Genomic DNA, 20993 nt, shown 5'->3' with positions numbered 1-20993 from the left:
GGTTATTTCACCGTAAACGCGGCTCCGTCGTAGTCGATGACTACGGGCTTTGCGGCACTCACGTCGCCAGCGAGGATGGCGTGGCTCAGCGGGCGTTCCACGTTCCGTTCCAGGTAACGCTGGATCGGCCGCGCGCCGAATTCCGGCTGGTAAGCGCCATCGGCGATGGCATCGAGCGCCTTGTCGGTCAGCGTGAGCTGCAAATCCTGACGGGCGGCACGTTCGGCGAGTCCCTTGAATTTGAGCCTTACGATGTCACGAATCTGCGGCTTTGTCAAGCTCTGGAATACCAGCACTTCGTCCAGCCTGTTCAGGAATTCCGGCCTGAAGAAGCTGCGGAGCTCCGGCTCGATTTCCTTCAAGGTCACGGGCTTTGCATCACCCGCGCGGTTCTGGAAGTGCGCGGCGCCCAGGTTCGACGTCATGAGAATCAAGGTGTTCTTGAAATTCACCGTACGGCCCTTGCCATCGGTCAAACGACCGTCGTCAAGCACCTGCAACAGCGTGTTGAACACGTCGGGGTGAGCCTTCTCGATTTCGTCCAGCAGAATCACGCAATACGGATGCGTACGCACGGCTTCGGTCAACTGGCCGCCTTCTTCGTAGCCCACGTATCCCGGAGGCGCACCGATCAAGCGGCTCACGCTGTGCTTTTCCATGTATTCACTCATGTCGATACGCACCAGCGCGTTCTCGTCATCGAACAGTTCCACGGCAAGCGCCTTCGCAAGTTCCGTCTTGCCCACACCCGTCGGGCCCAGGAACAAGAAGCTACCAATCGGCGCATTCTCGCGGCTTAAACCGCTACGGTTACGCAGAATCGCTTCCGAAACCGCTTCCACGGCTTCGTCCTGGCCAATCACGCGGGCATGCAGACGTTCGTCCAAGTGCAACAACTTTGCCTTTTCACCTTCGCAAAGCTTCGTCACCGGAATTCCGGTCCAGCGGCTCACCACGAGAGCGATGGTTTCTTCCGTCACCTCTTCGCTCAGGTCGCCGTCGCTTGCAGACTTCTTGATTTCTTCGGTCTTCGCGGCGATTTCACGCTCCAGGTTCACAATCTTGTTGTACTTGAGTTCGGCGGCGCGGTTCAAGTCGTAGCGGGCTTCGGCCTGCTCCATCTCGTCCTTCGCCTGCTGCAAGGACTTCTTGAGCCCCTGCAACTCGGCGTTTTTCGCGCGCCTTTCTTGCCAGCGGTCCTGCATCAGTTTTACAGCCGCATCAGTCGTCGCGAGTTCTTCACGCAACTCTTTCAGGCGCTTCACGCTGGTGTCGTCGGTTTCCTTCGCCAAGGCCTGCTCCTCGATTTTCATCTGGAGTTCCTTACGTTGCAAGGTATCCAAGGCTTCGGGCACGGTATCCATCTGCGTCTTCACAAGGCTTGCCGCCTCGTCAATCAAGTCGATGGCCTTGTCCGGCAAGAAACGGTCACTGATGTAGCGGTTCGAAAGTTTCACCGCCGCCACAAGCGCGTTGTCGTGCAGGCGCACGCCATGGTGCGCATCGAATCCGTCCTTGATGCCACGGAGAATGGAAATCGATTCTTCTTCGCTAGGCTCGTCAACCTGCACGGGCTGGAAACGGCGTTCCAAGGCGGAATCCTTCTCGATGTACTTGCGGTATTCCTGCGTGGTGGTCGCACCGATGCAGTGCAGTTCACCACGGGCCAGTTTCGGCTTGAGCATGTTGCCCAAGTCCATGGAGCCTTCCGTCTTGCCCGCACCCACGATGGTGTGGATTTCGTCAATGAACAAAAGCGTGTTGCCGTCTTCTTCAAGGGCGTCAAGCACGGCTTTCAAACGTTCCTCGAAATCGCCGCGGTATTTTGCACCCGCCATCAAGGCTGACAAATCGAGCGCAAACAACTTCTTGCCCTTCAGAGCGTCAGGCACATCGCCGCGATAGATTCGCTCGGCGAGCCCTTCGACAATAGCGGTCTTACCCACGCCAGGTTCACCGACCAGGCACGGGTTGTTTTTCGTCTTACGGCTCAAAATCAAAATGACGCGGCGGATTTCCTCTTCACGGCCAATCACCGGCGAGAGTTTTCCGTCGGCGGCCATTTCCACCAGTTCACGGCCGTACAGTTTCAGCGGAGACTGCTCCTCGGCATTGGCGGCTCCTGCAAACGGGTCCGACAGCCAAGTTTCCACCACTTCCACGCTTCCCAAAGCATCTTCGAACACCTTCGCAAGGCCACGGTCGCCCGAGAACTTCATCAAGGCCACGAGCATGTCGCCTGGGGTCACCATGCGGTTTACCTGACGCGCCGCCTGCACCGAGGCTCGCAAAATGCGGTTCAAGTCGTTATCGGGTTCCACGTCGGGGTTCACGCCTTCCATACGCGGGATCTTCTGCACGAACGGCTCCAGCTTGCCGCGGAGCTCATTCGTCTTTGCGCCCTTCGACTTGTAGAGTTTCTTCAAGGTGGCATCGGGGCCTTCGACAAGCCCCACCGCCAAATGCGCCGCACCCAAGTAGGAATGCGAGCAACGGTCGCGCAGGCTCTGCGCCTTGGCCAACACCTTTTCTGCATCGTTATTGAAATCGGACATATAACCTCCGTTCGGCTCTATCGCAGGAACAGAACCTACGACTTCGCCTCACTCTCGCAACCACGCCTCGTCAATACGAGGCGCTTGTTGCTCACTTTAACCTCCGTTCGGCTCTATCGCAAGAACAGAACCTACGACTTCGCCTCACTCTCGCGATCACGCCTCGTTAATACGAGGCGCTTTTCGCTCACTTTAACCACCCTCCGACATGCAAAACCCGTGCCAAGGGCCTCGCTCGGCAAAAAACGGCCGAAACCGTGCAAAAACGGCAGTTTTCGCCGTAAAAAAGCAAAAAATGTCGCATTTTTCAGCGGCATTTTTTTCAAAATAAGACAACTAAGCGTTTATTTTGGGAATAATTAATGGCGTCCACCCAATTCTTCACAAGACTTGCCGTTGGCATTCAGAATCTGGATAGCGTCACCACTGACCACCGGACGAATAAAACGCCAGGGCCAGAAACCAAACCTTTGGGAAGCCTTGAAGTTAGCAATGGAGTTACCGCCCAACTTTGCCACCTTCTGTTCTAAAGTGGGCTTGAGGCTTTCAGTAGAACCATAGGAACCACCGCCCACAACAGCCTTCCGAAGCACCTTAAATGCAGCGCCATTCGGTTCGGTTTCAAAATAGCAGAATTCTTCAAAAGGCACAACTTCTTCACCTTCAACCAGCGGAACTTCGTTATAAACACGGGGCTGGTAGTTGGAACAAGCCTGCAGAGCGATAGCGGCAGCAGCCAAGAAAATCACACCTTTAAAATTCATAAAGCACTCCTTTTATAAAGTAGAACAAAATATAAAATCACCAACAATCCACTCCACTATTACCTTCCGCCCACAAGGATCTGGTCCACTTTGATGGTGGGCTGCCCCACCGTCACGGGTACATGTCCCGAAGAGGCTCCGCAAATACCTGTAGCCAGCTCCAAGTCGCGCCCTACCATACTGATGCGGGGCATGATTTCGTGACCTTTGCCGATAAGGGTTGCGCCACGTACGGGTTCACCAATTTTTCCGTTACGGACAACATAACCTTCGTCCACCGCAAAGTTAAATTCGCCGGTAGCCGGATTCACCGAACCGCCAGCCATGCGGGCGGCGTAAAGGCCGTAATCCATGCTTTGAATCATGGAATCGAAACTGTCCTTGCCGGGAGCAATGAAGGTGTTCCGCATGCGGCTCACGGGAGCGTACTTGTAACTTTCACGACGGGCCGACCCCGTGCGGGCCACACCAACCTCGGCTGCCCCTACGCGGTCGCTCATGTAACTTTTCAAAATTCCGTTTTCAATCAAGACAGTGCGCTGGGTAGGCATGCCCTCGTCGTCAAACTTGAGGCTACCCCACACGCCATCCAGAGTTCCGTCGTCAATTGCGGTAAGGCACGGCTGCCCGATAGATTTTCCCAGCTTGCCGCAGAAGGGGCTTGCATTTCGGCGGACCGCTTCCGTTTCTAGCGGATGTCCGCAGGCCTCGTGGAAAATCACGCCGCCAAAGCCATTCCCCATGACCACAGGCATCTGGCCGCCCTTGATGTAGCCCGCACTCAGCATGCGCACCACCCGTTCCGCTGATTCCGTCGCAAGGGCCTCCGGAGAATAATTCGGGAGCAGTTCGTAACCGCCCAAAGCGCCCGGCGACTCGTGGGTAGTCAGGCGTTCCGTGCCATCCGTGGCGGTAACCGTCACGTTCACGCGAAGGCGGGAGCGGTCAAGCGTCAGGTTCAAGCCCTCGCTGTTCAACAAGTTAATGGAGGTGCAGCAGTCCGTCACGGAAGCCGCCACCTGCACCACCTTGTCCGATACCTTTCGGGCGGCTTCGTCTGCGCGGAAAAGAAAATCCTGCTTGACCGCCTGGCCCAAGACCCGCGGGTCCTTGAAGGCGGCGGCGTTATAGTCCGACACCCGCTTTTGCGGGGCGAACTCGAAACCTTCCGCGACACTTGCCAAACCAGAATTTTGCGCAGAACTTGAAGCGATGCGCCCGAAGGCAAGAGTCTGCACCAACTTTACCAGGGCTTCTTCACTTTCGTCGCTGGTAAAACCGTAAAGCACCTCGGTGCCATACAACAAGCGAATGCCAATGCCATAATCCGTGCCGGCGGTAGCCGTCTCGATCTTGCGGTCCCTGAGACCCAGGGCGGAACTGCGGGTTTCTTCTTCGTAGATTTCAACGAAATCTGCACCGGCACTGCGACCGGCCTCAAAAATTTTCACCGCGACGGAAGGATTCACGCTACACCTCGCCGTTCATCTTCTTGCGGACGGGAATTCCTGCGGCAAGCATTTCTCTCTTGATTTGCGGGACCGTGTAATCGCCAAAGTGGACCATGGAGGCCACCAGTGCTGCGTCTGCAGTGGTCTTTGCGAACAGGTCCACAATGTGGGCCGGAGTTCCAGCACCACCGCTGGCGATAACGGGCACCTGTACTGCACGCGCCACCTGGTCGGTAATGTTCAGCTCGTAACCGTTACGCACGCCGTCGGTATCGATGGCGTTCAGGCAGATTTCGCCGATGCCCAAATCTTCGGCCTTCTTGGCCCACTCCACGGCGTCGATGCCCATAGGCGTGCGACCACCGCGGATATACACTTCGTATCCGCTCTTGAACTTTTCGGAAACGCCCACGAACTTGGCGTCCATGCCCAGTACCACGCACTGGCGGCCAAAGGCCTTGGCCCCTTCGGCAATAATTTCGGGGTGCAGCACGGCGAGGCTGTTCACGCTCACCTTCTCGGCACCGGCCAGCAGCGCCTGGTGCATGTCGTCCAGGTTGCGGATTCCGCCACCAACGGCGAAGGGAATAAACACCCGCTTTGCAATCTGGCGAATCATTTCCATATCGCAGGGTCTGTTTTCGGCACTGGCAGTAATGTCGTAAAAGACCAGCTCATCGACACCATCGGCACTGTACTGCGCCCCCATCTCCACGGGGTCGCCGATATCGATATTGCCCTTGAACTTGACGCCCTTGGTGACCTTACGGTCCCGGACATCGAGACAGACGATTAAGCGTTTGGTAAGCATCTCGGACTAAAGGTTCTTGTCGATGACGCCCTTGACCGTGGCCTTGGGAACGGCCCCAACTACGTTACCCACCTCTACGCCGTTCTTGAACAGCTTCATGTTGGGAATGTTGGTGATGCCGTAGCGGGCACAAATGTCCTTGACACCGTCGTCATCTACATTCATCTTGGCGATGATGGCCTTGCCTTCGTAATCGCCGGCAAGTCCCTCGATGATGGGGCCCATCATCATGCACGGGCGGCACCAGGTGGCCCAGAAATCCACAAATACCAGCTGACCCGAGCGGATCACCTCGTCAAACTTTGCTGCAGAAAGGTTCAAAACTGCCATATAAATCCTCCTCCCTCAAATATAGCAAAAGCCCCCGACACAAATCGGGGGCAAAACAGTCCTAAATGCCCAGTGCTAATAAATTAGGCGCATTTCGTCCACAATTAAGGTTGCGTTCTTCGTACCCACATAGTGGTTTCCGTCGGCACTAGAAGCAAAGACCACGCGAATATGAGTGACGGGTTCCTCTCCCGTTCCCTGAATCAGGCCATTGTTCACCGCACTCTTATTGCTGGATTGCAACGTAGTATTGAAGGTTGAGGATTTCTCTATAGGCGATCCCGACAAAGGAGTGCCATATTTTAGCTTCAACCGTATCGTACGCATTCCGTTGGCATCGGGCTCAGAAACACTGACCACATCTGGATTGGATCGTCCCGTATTGTCATCTTTTGTAGAACGGTACCAGGCACTGGCCACCAACTTGTTTACATCACTCGTTTTTCTGTTGACGTTCTTGTCACCTGTACGATTTTCCAACAGAATGTACGCGTCGCAACTATCCCCACTTCCCGAATAAGAAATCTTTATTTCCATATATTCGGGGCGGGCGGCGAACGGCTTACCAAAGTCCAGAAGTTCGTTACCATCGGGCCAAGTATTGGCATTTGCCATAGACAAAAGACCTACTCCTTTGGGATTGAATACGGCCGTGTAAAGGCTGCCACTAGCCACCTTTCCCAAAGTTTCGCCTGTCTTAATTTCGGCTCCAATCATGGAACCCTCGGAAATCTTCTTAGTCGTGGTAAGAATCGTGTTGGCATTATTCCATACAGAATCTGGTTTAGGGTCATTATCACTCCAGTTATTGAAATCACTTCCAGGCAATTGATATCCGGCCTTTACCCTGTAGGTTACCGATTCTCCTGCAGTGTTTTTCACAACCAACGTCTGCCCTGCGCCAAAATCATACTTGCTGCCAACAGAGAAACCTTCGGTCGTCGCCCCCTTGGAAAGTTTAAGTTCTGTCAGTTCCAGGGAGGTTAAATCCGTACGGAACGGCAACGAATCTACATGAATGGACATGTCGTCATTATCGATAACAGCCTGCTTGCCCGCAATCTTGGCGGACAAAACTTGCGGGGGTTCTAGAGGGAGTGATGCGGTCAAAGTCCAAGTTTCAGTCGATGCATCTTCAGCAGTAATCGTAAACATCACGGCATCGCGAAGGTCAACAACTTCAGGCAAATTGTGAGATGCCGATTCTGAAACCTTCAACGAAACCTTGACTGCTGAAATGTCTGATTTTGCCGTCAAGTGTAGTTCCACCGTCTTTTTGATCTTGTCAACCGATGCCGCAGATTCTTCACCGACCGCAGAAATAAAAACCAGCTCCTTGTCGCTAGAAACCTTTTCGTCGGCAGCAGCTATCGAAAGAGCAAGCACCCATGTCTTGACAGTTCCATCTTCAGCAGTTACCTTAAAGGATTGGTAATCTTTCCAGGCTTTCACAGCATCGGGTTCAGGATCAACAGAAGCTCCGGCAGAAACATTCCAGGAATCAATGGCGGCAGACCCTATGGAGGAGCCGTTTTTCAACTTGATATAAACTGTATCCTGGGAACGGTTCACCTTAAACTGATCCTTGAAAAGCAACTGCAAGTCCGTCGCATTGCTCTTTATTGCAGATACAACAATCACCCAGCTCTTTTCAGAACCATCTTCGGCAGTCACCTTGATTTTTTGCGGAACCGACCAATCCTTTATCGTTTTCGGGTCCGGAGAAGCTTTTGCTTTTTGAGGCAAAACCACATTGGTGAGTGTTGCAGACTTGATATCAAATCCCTGAGAGTATGTCACGTAAACCGTGTCACCAGAGGATTTCGTTTCAACGGCATCCTTGAACTCTAGCGAAATAGAGTTATCCGAGGACTTGGCGGCATCCTCGCTTTTCTTGTCGGAATTTTCGTCACCGCTCTCCCCAGAATCTTCGGCAGGAGATTTTTCACCAGGAATTTCAAATTGCAATTTCCATATTGACTTGCTTCCATCTTCGGCAACAACCAAAACATAAAGGACACGGCTTGCAGGCAAACGTAAGCGCTGCCCTTTCTTCAGCTTTTTTTCCACATAAGCCACCTGCTTTGCCAGAGAATCTAGACCTGCCGAATCTGTCGGAAACTCTATAATTTTGCTTTCTACCAGGTGCAAGGTCGCCATGTGGCTAATGTCGATACTTTCGATAGTTACGGAATCCCAGGTAGCAAGGGAATCGGAGAGTTCCTCCAAGGTTACAACAACCTTGTGTTCATCGGCAAAAACTTGAATGCCTGCAGCCTCGCCGGCAAAATGAATCTCATCGAAATCGCAGTAAGGCGACTCGCCGAATTCATCGTAATCGGCGGAACAGCCCCAAACAAGTCCCAAAATACAGACCAGCAGGGCAAGCCAAAGTGTCTTTACAGGAGAATTCTTTTTTTCGAATAGAATCATATTCATCCTCCTAGTAAATCAATTTGAAATCGTCCAGGGTGAGGCTGGAATTTTCGCCACCGCGGTACTTACCCGAATTTCCTGCCGTCCCTCCGGCAACCACGTGAGCATAGGCAGAGGAGGCAAACATCACATGAATGGTGGTGACATCCTCGTCGCCGGTTCCGAGAGTCAAGCCTTCTGCAATGGCATAGTCACCCGAAAGAAGCCCGAAAGGATCGGCTCCATAAGATAGTTGCACTGTGCGAGTAACCATATCGGTGCTAGCACCGTCAGAGAATGCCCCCGTGGCCACAACTTTTCCGCCTTCGCCCACAAGCATCACGTACACGAGGCTCTTCTGCGGGTAGTCCGATGAACTATTGGTTACATGATTATAAGAATATTTGATTTCAAACGCAGTCGGGCGGGCCGTAAAGGGTTTACCGAAAGTCATGTCCTTTGCGATGTAGGATTCGTCAGTAGATGGTGTTCCCGAAGAGTAATCAACATCGTAAATATTTTTAGCATCAGAGCCACTATATGCACCGACAAAATAAAAGCCTCCGGCAAGTTTCCAACTACCGTCAATTATTGCATTGGACACCCCCCATCCGCAGGTTACAATTTTTGAAGAAAGGGACAAACTTTCCCCATTTTCAGAGAGGTTTTCCTCTGCCTTAAAGCGGTAGTTTGTAACATAGGCAACCGTGGCTCTCCCTTCCTCCGCCATGGCATCGCTGGTAGTAGCCCAGAAATCGTTACGAGCACTAAAATCAGAACCTGGCAGTTGCACACCCGCCACCACGCTGTAGGTTCCCACATTTCCGTCGGCATCTTCAAATTCCATTTCTACAGGGCGAATCAAATTGTTCGTCGTGTCCAAGGGAATCAACTGGATGCTAGAAAGATCCGAACCGTAGGGCATTTCCACGTAGACCTTGGTGCCTTCCACCGTAACAGTGCCGCCATCCACGCTCAAGTCCGCAAGTTTTACCGCCTGAGGCTGGGCAGCCTCACTACTGCTAGAATCGTTCTCTTCCGAAGAGGAGCTTTCACCGCCTGCCGACTCCGACGAGCCTCCGCTAGTTCCCGACTCCCCAGAAGACGAATCCGACGATGAACCTGATGACGTGCCCGCCGAAGAATCCGATGACGAACCCGTTTCTGACGAGCCCGCAGAATCTGCAGTTTCCGAAGACGAAGGCATCGCATCACTAGAAGAATCAGCCTTGGAGTCCGATGATTTTGGCGTCTCGGGCAATTTCCATACCACCAACCACACGCCCGCAATCCTGTTGTAGGAATCCAAGGCCACAATGGAGAACTGGTTCGTATCCTTCGTCGAAATCACCGTTCCGGGAACAAGCTTTTCGCCCAACGCAGGGTCCACCAAATCGTCGTCAGCAGCCAAATACAAGGCGGAACTTCCCGGAAGGGCCAGAGAATCAATAACCAGGGAATCTAGCCAGCCCTTCGTCGGCGAAACTCGGACAACCAGTTTTTCAGTATCCAAAGAATCCACCTTCCAGCCGGAAAGTTTCAGTTCCATTTCCTCCGAAATTTCGTCTTCGGGGAACAGGGGCTTTTCCGAAGATTCCGAGCACCCCACCCATAGGCTGGCAACGCAAGCAAAAAGCGCAGCCATGTTCCAGCGCAGAAATTTCGTTGCTCTAGCAATCTTCATCACCCGCCTCCTAAATAAAGTACACCAGGGAGAAATCCAAGGCCAAGAGGTTGATGGTAAAATTCACGATGTTGTAGACAAGCCTGCTATGGTTTTCGCCGTTTTCTTCTACATCGATAACGCTGGTACTGAGTCCCAAAAGTCCCACAGAAGTTTCAAAGGCAAATCGGCTCAACACCATAATACAAATACCCGGATTCAGTCCCGCCTCGATGGTCCAGGTCTTGTTACGGGTCTTGTCCATTTCTTCGCCGTCGTCTGTCTGGGATATTCCGTAAGAATACCCGACCTTCACGGACGTCTCGTTAAAAAGATACAGATTCCTGCTATCCAGCACCTTCATGTAGTTCTTCAGGAAAGGCTGCGCAAAAAAGCCATTGCTCATGTACTTGCGGTGCTGTTTGACATCGGCTATGTCTTCTAAAAGGGAAAAATCAATATCGAACCAGGTGCGGGTATAACCCAGATGTGCTCCTACAGCCAAGGCATCCTTGATGAAATACCCCCCAAAGACCTCGACGGTAAACATGTAGCCTTCGCCCTCATAGATATCGCCAAGGATAACATTCAGGGCATCATCTTCGGTATTGGCCTGAATCAGGGACAGGGTCGCCCCTCCCTGGAAATGTCCGGCGGCAATCGATTCGTCGGGATCCACCGGGTAAAGGGCATCCAAAAGACCACCCGGTTTCGATTCCTCTTTAGGGGGCGTTGGAGCAGGCGATTCAACCTTTGCAGGAGGTGTATTTTTTTGCACTAGGGAATCGGCCTCCGCACCGAATGCGGAAACTGCACAAAGGCAAAAAAGCGCCACGGACAAAATAAGCCGTTTCATACCATAAAAATAAAAAAAATCCCGCAAAGGCGGGATTCCTGTTATAGGCTATTTTGTCACTTCTGCTTGAATCTGAGGTATAGGCCCTCTACATACGAAAGGAAAGCCTTAAAAAGAGACAATCCCTCAAGACTGTCGGAAAAATATTCCACATCGATACTCTCGGGCGCAGAAGCCTCTGCATTTTCCATGTCGGCGGTCACCTGCACATAGTTGGAAGGATCCGCCACTACTAGCACTAGCAGAGTATAATCGTTTGTAACAGGGACTGTAAAATCTAACACAAAATCCAGCACCAGTCGTCTATTTTCTACCGAAGCCTTGAAGGAACTGATCTTTTCCACCTTTAAGAATTCGGAACCGCACTGGATATAGTTGAAATAATTCGCCTTGGAGGCCTCGCCGAAAACAACGGGTCTTAAAGCATCGCTTTCCTTAGCCGACAGTTTTCCATCTCCGTCCGCATCTACAGAGGCGATAGTCGCCATGCTGTAGACCTCGTCGTAAACCCACCGGTTTTCAACACCAGAAAGGCCCTTTTCGTTAAATAGGACCTTGACAGTAGCATCTACAAACACATGTGGGTGGGCCATGGCCACAGAAGCGCATAGCCCGAGCAACAAAAGGATAATTTTAGAACGCAAGAACAAAGCCTGCAACCAATAGGCCGACTCCCACAACCCCAAGTCCAATGCCTATACCGGCCTTGGTATCGCCTTTCTTGTTCAGGTCGTGGTTGTCCTTCACCATCTTCTGGGTATCGGGACTTTCAAAAGCCGACATTCCGTAAGCCTTCTTCTTGTCGGCAGCGTCACTCCAGTCCTTTTCGGCCAGGTACCACATGACACCGCCAGCGATAATGGGAACGATGGAGCTCCACAAGAGCCCGCGACCAATGCGACGCTTGCTGCGTTCATCGTTAAAGGCGTTCTGTTCTTCAATCAAGGCAAGGTCGTCTAGAATGGGTTCCATTTCCACGTTAATCAGGTTCGGCATGAACGCCTTGATTTCGGTGACAATGGTGGTATCGCGGTAGCCAACCTTTCTAAAGTAAAGGCTGGTCTTTGCCTGGGGGCGAATTCCGTCAACCACCACGTCTGTCATGTAGTGGGGCATAATGTTCACCGTAGGCACCTCGTTGATGAACACTTCTACCGCTTCGGGGTCGGTATTCAGGGTCAACCTGGTAGAGGGTCGTTCTACCGGAATCTCTATGCGGTTTAGGCTGTCGGAATTGATACGGACCACGGCGGTGCCCCACCATTCCACGCCTTTCAGCACCTGCATCACCGAAATGGTGTACTTGCCCGGCGCAATGCGCTTGATGGTATCCGGCGCCACCTGCTTAATAGGAATGCCGTTCACAAAAAGGGAACAAGCCGCAGGGACCGACGTCACAAAGAGGTTTGCGCTTCCAGGCGGATAAAGCTCCAGGTCCTCTTCGTCGTCCACATATTCGGGAACCACATAATTCGAAAGGCCAAGGTCGATCATCTCGTCGTCTTCCATGTTGTAGAGACGACGCAGGTCCAAACGGTAAATCTTGATGAAGGGGTTTGCGGAATCGGCGGCGATACTGTCCTGAATCTCTTGCTGGCGGATTTCCTCTTCGACACGGGCAATTTCTTCTAGCTTCATGCGGGTGTCTTCTTTCTGGAGGGCGGTCTCGAAATCGTCGTCGGCGCCGTCGTCCACTTCTTCTTGGGGCTGTTCCTGAGGTTGTTCTGCCGGAGTGGTGTCGGCCACGGCCACAGGAGCGGCCGGAGCCGGTGTCGCTACGGAATCGGCTTCATCGTCTTCTTCGTCTTCCTGGTGCTGGCCATTGCTTTCTTCCATGGCAGCAATAGTCGCCTCTTGCAACTTTTCCAAATTTTTCTGTTCGTCTGCGTTGGGGCGTTTCAGATAGACAGAGTCTCTTTCAATCTTTACAAAGATGGCCTCTTGTTCCACAGAATCGCCCATAATCCAGTAACGGACAGGAACTTCACGACCAGCCGCGGGCTTGGCGACGGTATCAACATGGGCTTTTGCACTATCAAGCTTTGCAAAGGGGTCGACGGGTTTTTCGGCAGGTTTTGCAGCCGGAGCAAGCTCTGTAGCCGCTGGAGTGGATTCTGCCACAGGGGCAGGTGCAGCGGGTTCCGAGACTTGTGCAGGAGCCTCGGCCGCAGGAGCGGACGATTCAGGGACATCATCCCAGTCGTCTTCATCGGCCAAGGCAGGCAGAGCCATCACAAAGGCCAAAAAGAGCACGCAAATACGATTCCACATACTCCAAAGATATATTATTAAAGACCTGTTGGTCGGGGCTTTTTTTTGATTTTTGCGCAATAAATAGGCCCAGACCCGTTTGTCCTGTCGGGTAAAATGTGGACCCCAAAATCCGTGCGGTCCGCGCCCTGTGGAATATCCGGGATTTCAACAGCACAAGCCTCGGGGCGTTTTTTCAGGATTCTCGAAACCACGCCATCATTTTCTAGCGGTGAAAGCGCACAGGTGCCGTAAACAAGAACTCCTCCCGGGCGTAACGCATCTATGGCCGAGGCCAAGAGGGAGCCCTGTTCCACCGACAGCCTCTTGATCCGCTTTGCGGACCAGACTTCCAGGTGGGCGGGAGAATTCAGCACATGCCGGTCCGAAGAACAAGGGGCGTCCAGCAGAATCCGGTCAAAAGATTCCTTCCTATGGAGGCCGAACTTGACACCGTCGTAACCCGAAACACTGATAATGCTTCGCCAGTCCTTGGGCAAAGAATTTTCCAAAACATGCTTAAGGCGTTCCCGTCTGTCTGGCGAACGATCGTTACACTGCAAGGAACCCTGTCCTTGAAGCATAGAGGCGATTATCAGGGATTTTCCGCCGGGGGCGGCACACATGTCCAAGACATCCATCCCAGGCTCCACCCCTAGGGCCTTTGCGGCAAAGACAGAGGCCTTGTCCAGGTAATACGGTTCGAGGCATTCTCCGAACTGCAACGTTTCAAAACAGGACTCCCCCTTGAGGGAATCCAGCAGGGCCGGCCACCGGTCGCCAAACAGTTGTTCGTAATAGTCGAAGAATTCCATAATAGGGAATAGGATCTAGGGATTAGAAGAAAAATAAAAAATCCCGCCGTAGAGCGGGACTTTCGTTGAGCTACCAGGATTCGAACCTAGACAAACAGAGTCAGAATCTGTTGTGCTACCATTACACCATAGCTCAAAGTGCTCACCAAAGTTAGAAAAAAAAGTCACTTCGGCAAGGGGTATTTTGAACTATTTTACCGTAGGAGGGGTATAAGTAAGCCAAAGTTCCTTAATTCCGTTACCCGCCATCAGATTCTGGTCAACCGTACTCACATAGTTGTACTGGGGCGTTCCTGCCTCCTGGAGGGCAGAAACCACCACCGGATCCCCGGAGTAGAATATCAATTTTTGCATTCCGCTGGGCAGATAGGTCAGCACGTACATATTGCAGGTTACCGTGCGGACAAAGTGGGAGGTTCCCTCTATGCCCAGGACCACGCTGTTCATAAAGCAATTCTCGCTCTGCTGATTGTCCTGCTGGTCCACCACGAGCCTAACGCCCACCGAAATCCAGGAATACTTGTCCAAGGAGGCCTTACCGATAGACAGGGTATCCTTGGCAGCTTCCAGTTCAGACTTTTTCACGTAGCGGGAAAGACCCACGTTGGTCACGGTCTCCCCCGACCTCTGGCGGTATTCCACACGGAAGGAGTCGTAAGGAACCTCTTCGGGAGCGGGCAACCACCACCGACCTAGAGTGTCGGTCCGGGCTTGAATTTCGTATTCCAGAGTCAGGCCGTTTGCAAATCCGAAACCGAACAGGTCCGTAATGACCATGACTTCGACGCTATCGCAACGATCCAGGTTCGAGCAGTCCACCTGGCCCGAAATCCAGGCCTTGGGAACAGCCGGAGTTTCCGTGGTGTCTTTTTTACTCGTGGTATCCTTCAGGTCAACGTCCCCCTTAGGGTCGTCTTTTTCGGCAGAATCAGCTTTCTTGTTTGCTCCCCAAACCAGGGTATCAAGAGCCAAGGATTCGCCGGACTTTAAAGCTTTGGACATTTTCCAACTGCGGAAAATCACGGAATCGGCGATTCCAGATTCTTGCAGCTTTTCGATGACCATCGGGTCACCAGGGCAGAAGCCGAAGGTCCAAGATCCTTCCGGGACCAGCAGTTCAAAGGCTCCGGGAGCAAATACCGATTCAAAGAACGGGATGCCCGAAACATAAACCTTGAAGTGAGACCCTACAGACACAGGGGCCAGAGCCGAATCGCCAAGAGTCAAGAAGCCATTCACCTTGGCGGCAGCCTCAAGAACAAGAGAATCATCCTCTGCAGAAGCCTCCGGCAGATAAAGGATTTCGCTAGAGGCGGAGTCGATGACCGCCAGCTGGAAAGTATCCGCAGGCACGTTCGCAAACGAGAAACGCCCTTGTGCATCTGTTTCCGTCTCGCGGAAATCGGACCAACCGGCATCTTCCCACTTAGACGACAAGACCATCCGCACAACGGCGCCCTTGGTCTTGGTTCCGTTCTTATGGTAAACCACGCCCTTCAGGGTATCCAGGCTGGCAACGGTATTCTCGGTCTGGGTGGCAGTTCCTGCCACGGAATCGTTGTTGCTGCACGCCCAAAAACCAAAGGCGGAAAGCAATGCTGCTAGACTAGTCGCTAACCTCATTTTTCCTCCTCCGGCAGGTCCACCTTCTCTTTACTGATGGGGAAGAACTGCACGTTCAGTTCGCACAACATGGTTTCACCGCTATCCGATGTAACAATATCCAGAATCTCTTTCTGAAACATATCAATTTTTCGGATAATCCGTTCAAGCCCGGCGGCAGAAACGCTCATGGTGGTCGTCGAAACGTTGCGACGGGCCGTAGTGTAGCGGTCCAGGGCCTCTTTGCCCAGGTCAATCATCTGCTTCTGGAACTGGTGAACGAACAAGGGCGAAATTTCCTTGCCGCTGGTCACCGTCTTGTTCACGGAACGGTAAAAGCCGTCCACCTTTTCGATAAGTCCCAAGTCCAACAGCAACTGCAAGGACTGTTTCGCCTGGGGCACTGAAATTTTCGGATTCAGAAACCAGGCCAGCTCCTGGAGATTCCCTTCATTGATGTTCAAGACCGAAAGAGCCTCGCGAACCGCCACATGGTACCACTTGGCGTAATATTCCTGCTGGTTCTTGGTCAGAGCCTTTACCGCCTTGGGCAAAAGCGAAGACATCTGGTCAAAAATCTGCTGTTTGGATTCTACCGACTGGGCGTGGGTGAAGTCCACCATCAGCTTGAAGTAACGACCTTCCTTTTCGTTCAGACCTAGTGCCGCTATAAACTTCGGCACCATCTGGGGCGTAAGGGACTTGCGGCCACGGACCAGGTCCAGGTAATAGCCCGACGAGGAATAACCCGCCTTCTGGGCGAAGGACCTGTAGGAGAAGTACCGCTGTAAAGACTTGCGGTATTCGTAATAATCCTGCAAATACTTGCGGTAATTGTAGTACGCAAAGATATTCATCGGTTTAAATTTAATTTTTTATTTTCTTGGGAACACTTATTTTAAGAAAAAATTATCATTTTTGCCGATTTTTATTAAAAAAGAACACTTTGAGAACACTTTTAGTTCAAAAGGTATACCACACTGGCAATTTTTTTGTTTATATTTAGGGAACACCCAATCCCATCCCTAGACCCCCGGTGAACAAATCACCGAGGGTTCTTTTTTTGCCCTATGGATTTTTCTAAAATTGGCTCCATGAAGGTTATCAAGAACTTCGTCTTCAAAATTCTACGCCTCGCAGGGATCCTTGCCGTCATCTACGTGAGCATGGTGTTCTACCTCGCCCTGACAGAACGGCGAAACGCCTACCCCAGGGCCATACCTCACAAAGAAGCCCGGGCGGCCATCGAAGGCCACGCCCAAGGCATCAGCTGCACCCTGCAAGACGGAACCGTTCTCGAAGGCTGGAAGATGGGTGAAGCGGGAACCCCGACACTTCTCTACTACCCCGACGCCGACGAGGACGCCGCCCAGTTCCTGGCCGAACTGGACAGCCTTCCGGGAGTCACGCCGGTCACCTTCAACTACCGCGGTTCCGGCAACAACAAGGGAACGCCGTCAGAAAAGACTTTTTCGCCAGATTCTAAAGAAATCCTGGAATGTGCCACCCAGGTAAACGGAACAGCACCGAAATTCATCGCTGGTCGCGGAACAGGCGCCATCCTTGCATTTAACAACAGCAATAGAGAGACAAGGCTCATCTTAATTGACCCCGTAGAAAGCATCGCCGATGCCCTTGTGTACAAGTACGGATTTCTCTACCCGAAGTTCCTCGTTCGGGCGGGAGACGTCATAAACACTGGCAAAAACGGCACACCTATAGACCAAATTGGAATATTGCTTGACCGGGTCCAATTTAGTGACCGCGGTCACATTTTTGCCCAGAAATTTCAGGGGGCAACCGTCTGGAAACGAGATGGCGGCTCGTTTAGAGCCACATTGACAGAAATCGTCCAAAGCCACATCTCAGACTAATTCCTACTTATTTTTGTATACAAGGTTGGCATCATATCTCCAAAAAACGCCCTCTAATCCCATTTTTTTACTATGTTTCTTGACGGAACCCACCAACATTTTTAACTTGTTGGATGCTGGGGAACAACAAAAAAAAAGGTGTAAATAAAAATGGATAACTTTGTAATCAAGATGGATATTCGCGGTTTTGTCCGCTTCAGCGGTGAAATCGTCAAAGAACTGAAATTGGACAAGACGCCCTATGCAGACCTGGAAGTGGACAAGACCGGCAAGCGCATTGCAGTAACCCCCTCCAAGACCCTCAAACCCACGTCTTACCGCTTTATGCCCAACGGAAGCGGCTACCTGCTGTATTTCAAGGGCGCCCTGAATGCCGTCGGATTCCAGATCGCCACAGGCGCTTACACAGTCGTCAAGGAAGGCTCCCGCATCGTGTTTACCGGAAAGGCCCCCGCCAAGAAAAAAGGCACCTGGGAGCCCATCGCCTGCCGTAACTCCGCCGGTCTCCCTATGCTCTCCATCGATTCCCGCGGAACCATCATCTTTGACAAGCGCACCAGCACCGCCATGGAAACGGCCAAGAACGATACCATGATTGCGGAATACGACGCAAACAAGAAGGTCTTTAAGCTATCTTTCGGCAAGAAAGGCTTCATCAACGTCCGCACCATTGCAAGCCATGCCAACGCCTCTTTCATGGGCACGCTTTCTTCTCACGGGATTGCGCTCCCTACCAAGAGCTACCGCACGGACTGCAAGGTGAACGGCAAAACCCTCACCTTCAGTGTTGCCCCGCTTATCGCGGCGCAAAAGGCTAAGAAAGGCTAAAAATGATTGACGTACTCAAGGCGTTCTACACGATTCACTATAACTTCGCTGCGGTGAGCGTTTTGCTCCTGGCGCTGGTTATCTTTCTTCTGACCAAGAAGAATTACAAGTGGACCATCATCTTCACGGCCGTGTTGATTGTGTTCAACGTGTTCCTCTACAAGCGGACCGACGGAAAAGAGTGGACATTAGAAGCCGCCACCGTCAAGAATGAATTCGGCATGGAATCCAAGGGAGAAAACATGACCTTTTCTGTTCGCAAAAATTGGGTGAACGAAAAAGGAATTGTTGTAGATCGCGGAGACACCGTTCATCACTGGTGCTGGGTTGACGTTTATTGGGACAAGTTCGCAAGCACAGACCTTGTGGCCGCCATCTGGGGTGAAAACTCCAGCAAGAAGATGATGAAATCTTCAGAAACACGTGCGGACAACGCGAGTAACATGAAATAGCGTTATTTCTTGAATTCTTCAATAGAGAACTCACCTGCCTCAAACTTAAGGTAGGTGAGTTTTTTTATCCACTCGCCTGGAGACGCCACCAAGCCGTTCTTGACCGGCCAGATGCCCGGAATATGGTGGTGCCCATGGATGCATATCTGGCAATTGTTTTTCCCTATGGCACGCTCTGCCCAGGCCAGATATTCCTCTAACTTGATTTCGCGGTCGGCACCGAATTTGCGGCTTCGGCGACCAACGAGGCGGGCAAGGGTCATCCCCCAATCCGGGTGAATTTGTCTAAACAGCCATTGGTTAAGCGGATTGTTCAATATTTTTCGAAAGACTCGATAGCTCCAGTCTGAGCGGGCTACGCCATCTCCATGGGTAAAGAAAACCTTTTTACCCTGAATATCCAGCTTTAAATTTGAAGAAACCTGTACACCGAGATTTTTCGGGAAGAAATCGCCATAGGCAAAGTCGTGGTTCCCTCGCAGCAGGTGCACCTGGACACCAGACTCCACCAGTTCCGCAAGAGCTCGGAACAGGTGAAAATGCTCCTTGTTCACATAGTAACGGTATTCGTACCAGAATTCGAACAGGTCGCCCAGGATAACCACGTGACTAGCCGCACCTTTCCAAGAGCGCAAGAGTTCGATCAAAAGATTTTCTCTATACGGGACTGCCCCAGGAGGTTCTACCCCCAAGTGCGCATCTCCGAGAAAGTATGCGGGCTTTTCCATAGGTGGAAATTTAGTTATTAGGTGTTAGGGGGCAGGATCTAGGATCTAGGGGATGGGGAGTATGAGGCGCGGGAAATGAGTTGTGGGTTATGAGTGGTGAGTCGTGAGCCTGATGTCCTGATAAAAAAAACACCCGGGGTCGTAGGACCTCGGGCGCAAACAAGACCTAAATTTTATTTCATTTTATCCTTAGAACTGCAACGCACAGGGTAAAGATCATATCCATCATAACCAATATCCGTCTTGTAATCGCCTGATTCAACATCAATTTGTATGACACTATAAGTACCTGTGTTTCCTTCAGATGAAGTCCAATACCGAGCATTCGTAGTAGTCATCCACGTCTCATTAAAATACCCATCGTAATAACCATCAGCTGAAAATTTCATATCAAGAGGATCAACTTCGCCATAGAGGATTGACATATCATACAAAGCCCAGAATTCCTCTTGTTCCGGGAGCTGCCAACCTTTAGGACACGCCTCCAGAGCATCTGCTATCGGATAGTAATAGCCCTTAGCACTATTGGCGCTGTTGTTGTTCCAGTACTTGGCATTCGTCGTCTTATAGGCCAGATTTTCCGTCATCCAGCCGTATCCATAACCATCTATGAGATATCCGTAAATACGGCCGTCACGACCATCACAGAATTCTTTCTTTGGATCGTAGAAATCGTAATTTTCCCCACAGATACCTTTAATCACTCCTTCATCGCAAACTTTGATATTTGAGAAATCCTGAGCAAAGGTTTCCGTTCCACACTTAGTCAAGACTTTGCCTTCCTCACAAATTTGGGTATCCTTGAAATAGACGGAAGTGCCACACTTACCTCTGGATAAAACATGCGCATAACCCACCATATCTGAAGCTTCCTCTTTAACAATGAAAAAAAGAACTGAACTATCCTCTGGCGTGTTATTTGTTTTCAGAAAAACTGCATTATCTTTTTGGATTCCCAAATTTACCCCTGACGCCATCCACGTAAACAAATTTGCTGTAGTTGCATCATCCTCACTATCATAGACGGTTACATCAAATCCATCAGACTTCAGAGCTGATTCCATATCTGTTGGATCAATAGTCGTCTTTACAACGGCCTTGGTTCCCGACTTCCAATCTACAAATTCATCTAGCAATTTAAAATGCTCGTCACGGGTCACACTGGAACCGCTAGTCGAACTGGAGGGAGAGCTGCCGCCTTCACCGCCTTCGCCGGATCCGCTACCGCCATTTCCACCACTGCTCTTCTTGGAGCTGCTGGAGTTGTCGCCATTGCCGCAACGACGGCCGGTGCATTCTTCGCTGGCGGAACTTTCGGGTTCATCGCTGTCGCTGGAGTCTACGTCTTCGTCCGTCTTCTTGCTGCTGGAGGACTTGGGCTTGGCCGGGGTGGCGGGCTTCAGCTGGTCTTCCAGTTCTTCGAGCTTGGCCTTGATTTCGTCTTCATCAAGACCTTCCTTGAGCTGTTCCACGGTGGCGGAGTCGGTGACTTCGATCCACTTGTTCTCGAAGCAGGCGAAATAGGTGTCGCCGGCCTTGGCCACTTCCATCTCGCAGGTGTCGGGGAGGGCGGCCTCGGTCTTGAATTCGGGGATGCTG

The 20993-nt window shown here is 51.7% G+C and carries 19 protein-coding genes and 1 tRNA gene; 3 read left to right on the top strand and 17 right to left on the bottom strand.

Annotated elements, in window-relative coordinates:
* Positions 1-2 precede the first annotated feature (2 nt).
* From IKB43_11920 to IKB43_11850, 15 genes are all read right to left on the bottom strand, one after another.
* Complete coding sequence (locus IKB43_11920) at positions 3-2555, bottom strand: AAA family ATPase (protein MBR2470831.1); 2553 nt, start codon at positions 2553-2555, stop codon at positions 3-5.
* 131 nt (positions 2556-2686) lie between these two features.
* On the bottom strand, positions 2687-2872 hold the full coding sequence (locus IKB43_11915) for a hypothetical protein (GenBank protein MBR2470830.1): 186 nt from the start codon (positions 2870-2872) through the stop codon (positions 2687-2689).
* Between the two features lie 42 nt (positions 2873-2914).
* Positions 2915-3319, bottom strand: coding sequence for a hypothetical protein (locus tag IKB43_11910; GenBank protein ID MBR2470829.1), 405 nt, complete (start codon positions 3317-3319; stop codon positions 2915-2917).
* A 59-nt stretch (positions 3320-3378) separates the two neighbouring features.
* Positions 3379-4788 carry a TldD/PmbA family protein gene (locus IKB43_11905; GenBank protein MBR2470828.1) on the bottom strand — a complete coding sequence of 470 codons (1410 nt, stop codon included), beginning with the start codon at positions 4786-4788 and terminating at the stop codon, positions 3379-3381.
* 1 nt (position 4789) lies between these two features.
* Positions 4790-5581 carry an imidazole glycerol phosphate synthase subunit HisF gene (gene hisF / locus IKB43_11900; GenBank protein MBR2470827.1) on the bottom strand — a complete coding sequence of 264 codons (792 nt, stop codon included), beginning with the start codon at positions 5579-5581 and terminating at the stop codon, positions 4790-4792.
* Between the two features lie 6 nt (positions 5582-5587).
* Positions 5588-5911 carry a thioredoxin gene (gene trxA, locus IKB43_11895; protein MBR2470826.1) on the bottom strand — a complete coding sequence of 108 codons (324 nt, stop codon included), beginning with the start codon at positions 5909-5911 and terminating at the stop codon, positions 5588-5590.
* Positions 5912-5986: 75 nt separating this feature from the next.
* Complete coding sequence (locus IKB43_11890) at positions 5987-8344, bottom strand: PCMD domain-containing protein (GenBank protein ID MBR2470825.1); 2358 nt, start codon at positions 8342-8344, stop codon at positions 5987-5989.
* Between the two features lie 10 nt (positions 8345-8354).
* Positions 8355-10010, bottom strand: coding sequence for a PCMD domain-containing protein (locus tag IKB43_11885; GenBank protein MBR2470824.1), 1656 nt, complete (start codon positions 10008-10010; stop codon positions 8355-8357).
* Positions 10011-10020: 10 nt separating this feature from the next.
* Complete coding sequence (locus tag IKB43_11880; GenBank protein ID MBR2470823.1) at positions 10021-10845, bottom strand: hypothetical protein; 825 nt, start codon at positions 10843-10845, stop codon at positions 10021-10023.
* 56 nt (positions 10846-10901) lie between these two features.
* Positions 10902-11468, bottom strand: a complete 567-nt coding sequence (locus IKB43_11875) for a DUF1007 family protein (GenBank protein ID MBR2470822.1) — start codon at positions 11466-11468, stop codon at positions 10902-10904.
* A gap of 10 nt (positions 11469-11478) precedes the next feature.
* The gene (locus tag IKB43_11870) at positions 11479-13116 is read right to left on the bottom strand and encodes a hypothetical protein (GenBank protein MBR2470821.1); all 1638 of its coding nucleotides are present in this window, start codon (positions 13114-13116) and stop codon (positions 11479-11481) included.
* 17 nt (positions 13117-13133) lie between these two features.
* A complete protein-coding gene (locus IKB43_11865) occupies positions 13134-13910 on the bottom strand; it encodes an RsmB/NOP family class I SAM-dependent RNA methyltransferase (GenBank protein ID MBR2470820.1) in 777 nt (258 codons plus the stop codon).
* A 65-nt stretch (positions 13911-13975) separates the two neighbouring features.
* Positions 13976-14046 (bottom strand) — tRNA-Gln (locus tag IKB43_11860).
* 53 nt (positions 14047-14099) lie between these two features.
* Positions 14100-15533 (bottom strand): carboxypeptidase regulatory-like domain-containing protein, encoded by a 1434-nt coding sequence (locus tag IKB43_11855; GenBank protein MBR2470819.1) that lies wholly within the window; start codon positions 15531-15533, stop codon positions 14100-14102.
* Positions 15530-16369, bottom strand: coding sequence for a TIGR02147 family protein (locus tag IKB43_11850; GenBank protein ID MBR2470818.1), 840 nt, complete (start codon positions 16367-16369; stop codon positions 15530-15532). The genes IKB43_11855 and IKB43_11850 overlap by 4 nt, the downstream gene beginning before the upstream one ends.
* Positions 16370-16606: 237 nt before the next feature.
* Here IKB43_11850 and IKB43_11845 point away from each other — a divergent pair, with 237 nt between their 5' ends.
* The 3 genes from IKB43_11845 to IKB43_11835 all read left to right on the top strand — a co-directional run bounded on the left by IKB43_11845 (position 16607) and on the right by IKB43_11835 (position 18666).
* Complete coding sequence (locus IKB43_11845) at positions 16607-17386, top strand: alpha/beta hydrolase (protein ID MBR2470817.1); 780 nt, start codon at positions 16607-16609, stop codon at positions 17384-17386.
* 150 nt (positions 17387-17536) lie between these two features.
* Positions 17537-18214 carry a hypothetical protein gene (locus IKB43_11840; protein ID MBR2470816.1) on the top strand — a complete coding sequence of 226 codons (678 nt, stop codon included), beginning with the start codon at positions 17537-17539 and terminating at the stop codon, positions 18212-18214.
* 2 nt (positions 18215-18216) lie between these two features.
* Entirely contained in the window at positions 18217-18666 is a 450-nt protein-coding gene (locus tag IKB43_11835) for a hypothetical protein (GenBank protein ID MBR2470815.1), read from the top strand.
* 2 nt (positions 18667-18668) lie between these two features.
* Here the strand turns inward: IKB43_11835 and IKB43_11830 are convergent, their stop codons facing one another.
* Positions 18669-19394 (bottom strand): UDP-2,3-diacylglucosamine diphosphatase, encoded by a 726-nt coding sequence (locus tag IKB43_11830; GenBank protein ID MBR2470814.1) that lies wholly within the window; start codon positions 19392-19394, stop codon positions 18669-18671.
* Between the two features lie 173 nt (positions 19395-19567).
* A partial coding sequence (locus IKB43_11825; protein MBR2470813.1) for a hypothetical protein occupies positions 19568-20993 on the bottom strand: 1426 nt, incomplete at its 5' end.

The sequence above is a fragment of the Fibrobacter sp. genome (genome assembly GCA_017503015.1).
GTDB lineage: Bacteria > Fibrobacterota > Fibrobacteria > Fibrobacterales > Fibrobacteraceae > Fibrobacter.
Note: the sequence above shows the minus strand (reverse complement) of the source record. Positions and strands in the feature narration are given on the sequence as shown.

Bases quoted from the DNA above. Each gene is read 5' to 3' on its own strand.
- IKB43_11865 (MBR2470820.1), bottom strand. From the start codon at position 13,910: ATGGAATTCTTCGACTATTACGAACAACTGTTTGGCGACCGGTGGCCG.
- IKB43_11890 (MBR2470825.1), bottom strand. From the start codon at position 8,344: ATGATTCTATTCGAAAAAAAGAATTCTCCTGTAAAGACACTTTGGCTT.
- trxA (MBR2470826.1), bottom strand. From the start codon at position 5,911: ATGGCAGTTTTGAACCTTTCTGCAGCAAAGTTTGACGAGGTGATCCGC.
- IKB43_11920 (MBR2470831.1), bottom strand. From the start codon at position 2,555: ATGTCCGATTTCAATAACGATGCAGAAAAGGTGTTGGCCAAGGCGCAG.
- IKB43_11840 (MBR2470816.1), top strand. From the start codon at position 17,537: ATGGATAACTTTGTAATCAAGATGGATATTCGCGGTTTTGTCCGCTTC.
- IKB43_11850 (MBR2470818.1), bottom strand. From the start codon at position 16,369: ATGAATATCTTTGCGTACTACAATTACCGCAAGTATTTGCAGGATTAT.
- IKB43_11830 (MBR2470814.1), bottom strand. From the start codon at position 19,394: ATGGAAAAGCCCGCATACTTTCTCGGAGATGCGCACTTGGGGGTAGAA.
- IKB43_11915 (MBR2470830.1), bottom strand. From the start codon at position 2,872: ATGCCGCTGAAAAATGCGACATTTTTTGCTTTTTTACGGCGAAAACTG.
- IKB43_11885 (MBR2470824.1), bottom strand. From the start codon at position 10,010: ATGAAGATTGCTAGAGCAACGAAATTTCTGCGCTGGAACATGGCTGCG.
- IKB43_11845 (MBR2470817.1), top strand. From the start codon at position 16,607: ATGAAGGTTATCAAGAACTTCGTCTTCAAAATTCTACGCCTCGCAGGG.
- IKB43_11910 (MBR2470829.1), bottom strand. From the start codon at position 3,319: ATGAATTTTAAAGGTGTGATTTTCTTGGCTGCTGCCGCTATCGCTCTG.
- IKB43_11880 (MBR2470823.1), bottom strand. From the start codon at position 10,845: ATGAAACGGCTTATTTTGTCCGTGGCGCTTTTTTGCCTTTGTGCAGTT.
- hisF (MBR2470827.1), bottom strand. From the start codon at position 5,581: ATGCTTACCAAACGCTTAATCGTCTGTCTCGATGTCCGGGACCGTAAG.
- IKB43_11870 (MBR2470821.1), bottom strand. From the start codon at position 13,116: ATGTGGAATCGTATTTGCGTGCTCTTTTTGGCCTTTGTGATGGCTCTG.
- IKB43_11855 (MBR2470819.1), bottom strand. From the start codon at position 15,533: ATGAGGTTAGCGACTAGTCTAGCAGCATTGCTTTCCGCCTTTGGTTTT.
- IKB43_11835 (MBR2470815.1), top strand. From the start codon at position 18,217: ATGATTGACGTACTCAAGGCGTTCTACACGATTCACTATAACTTCGCT.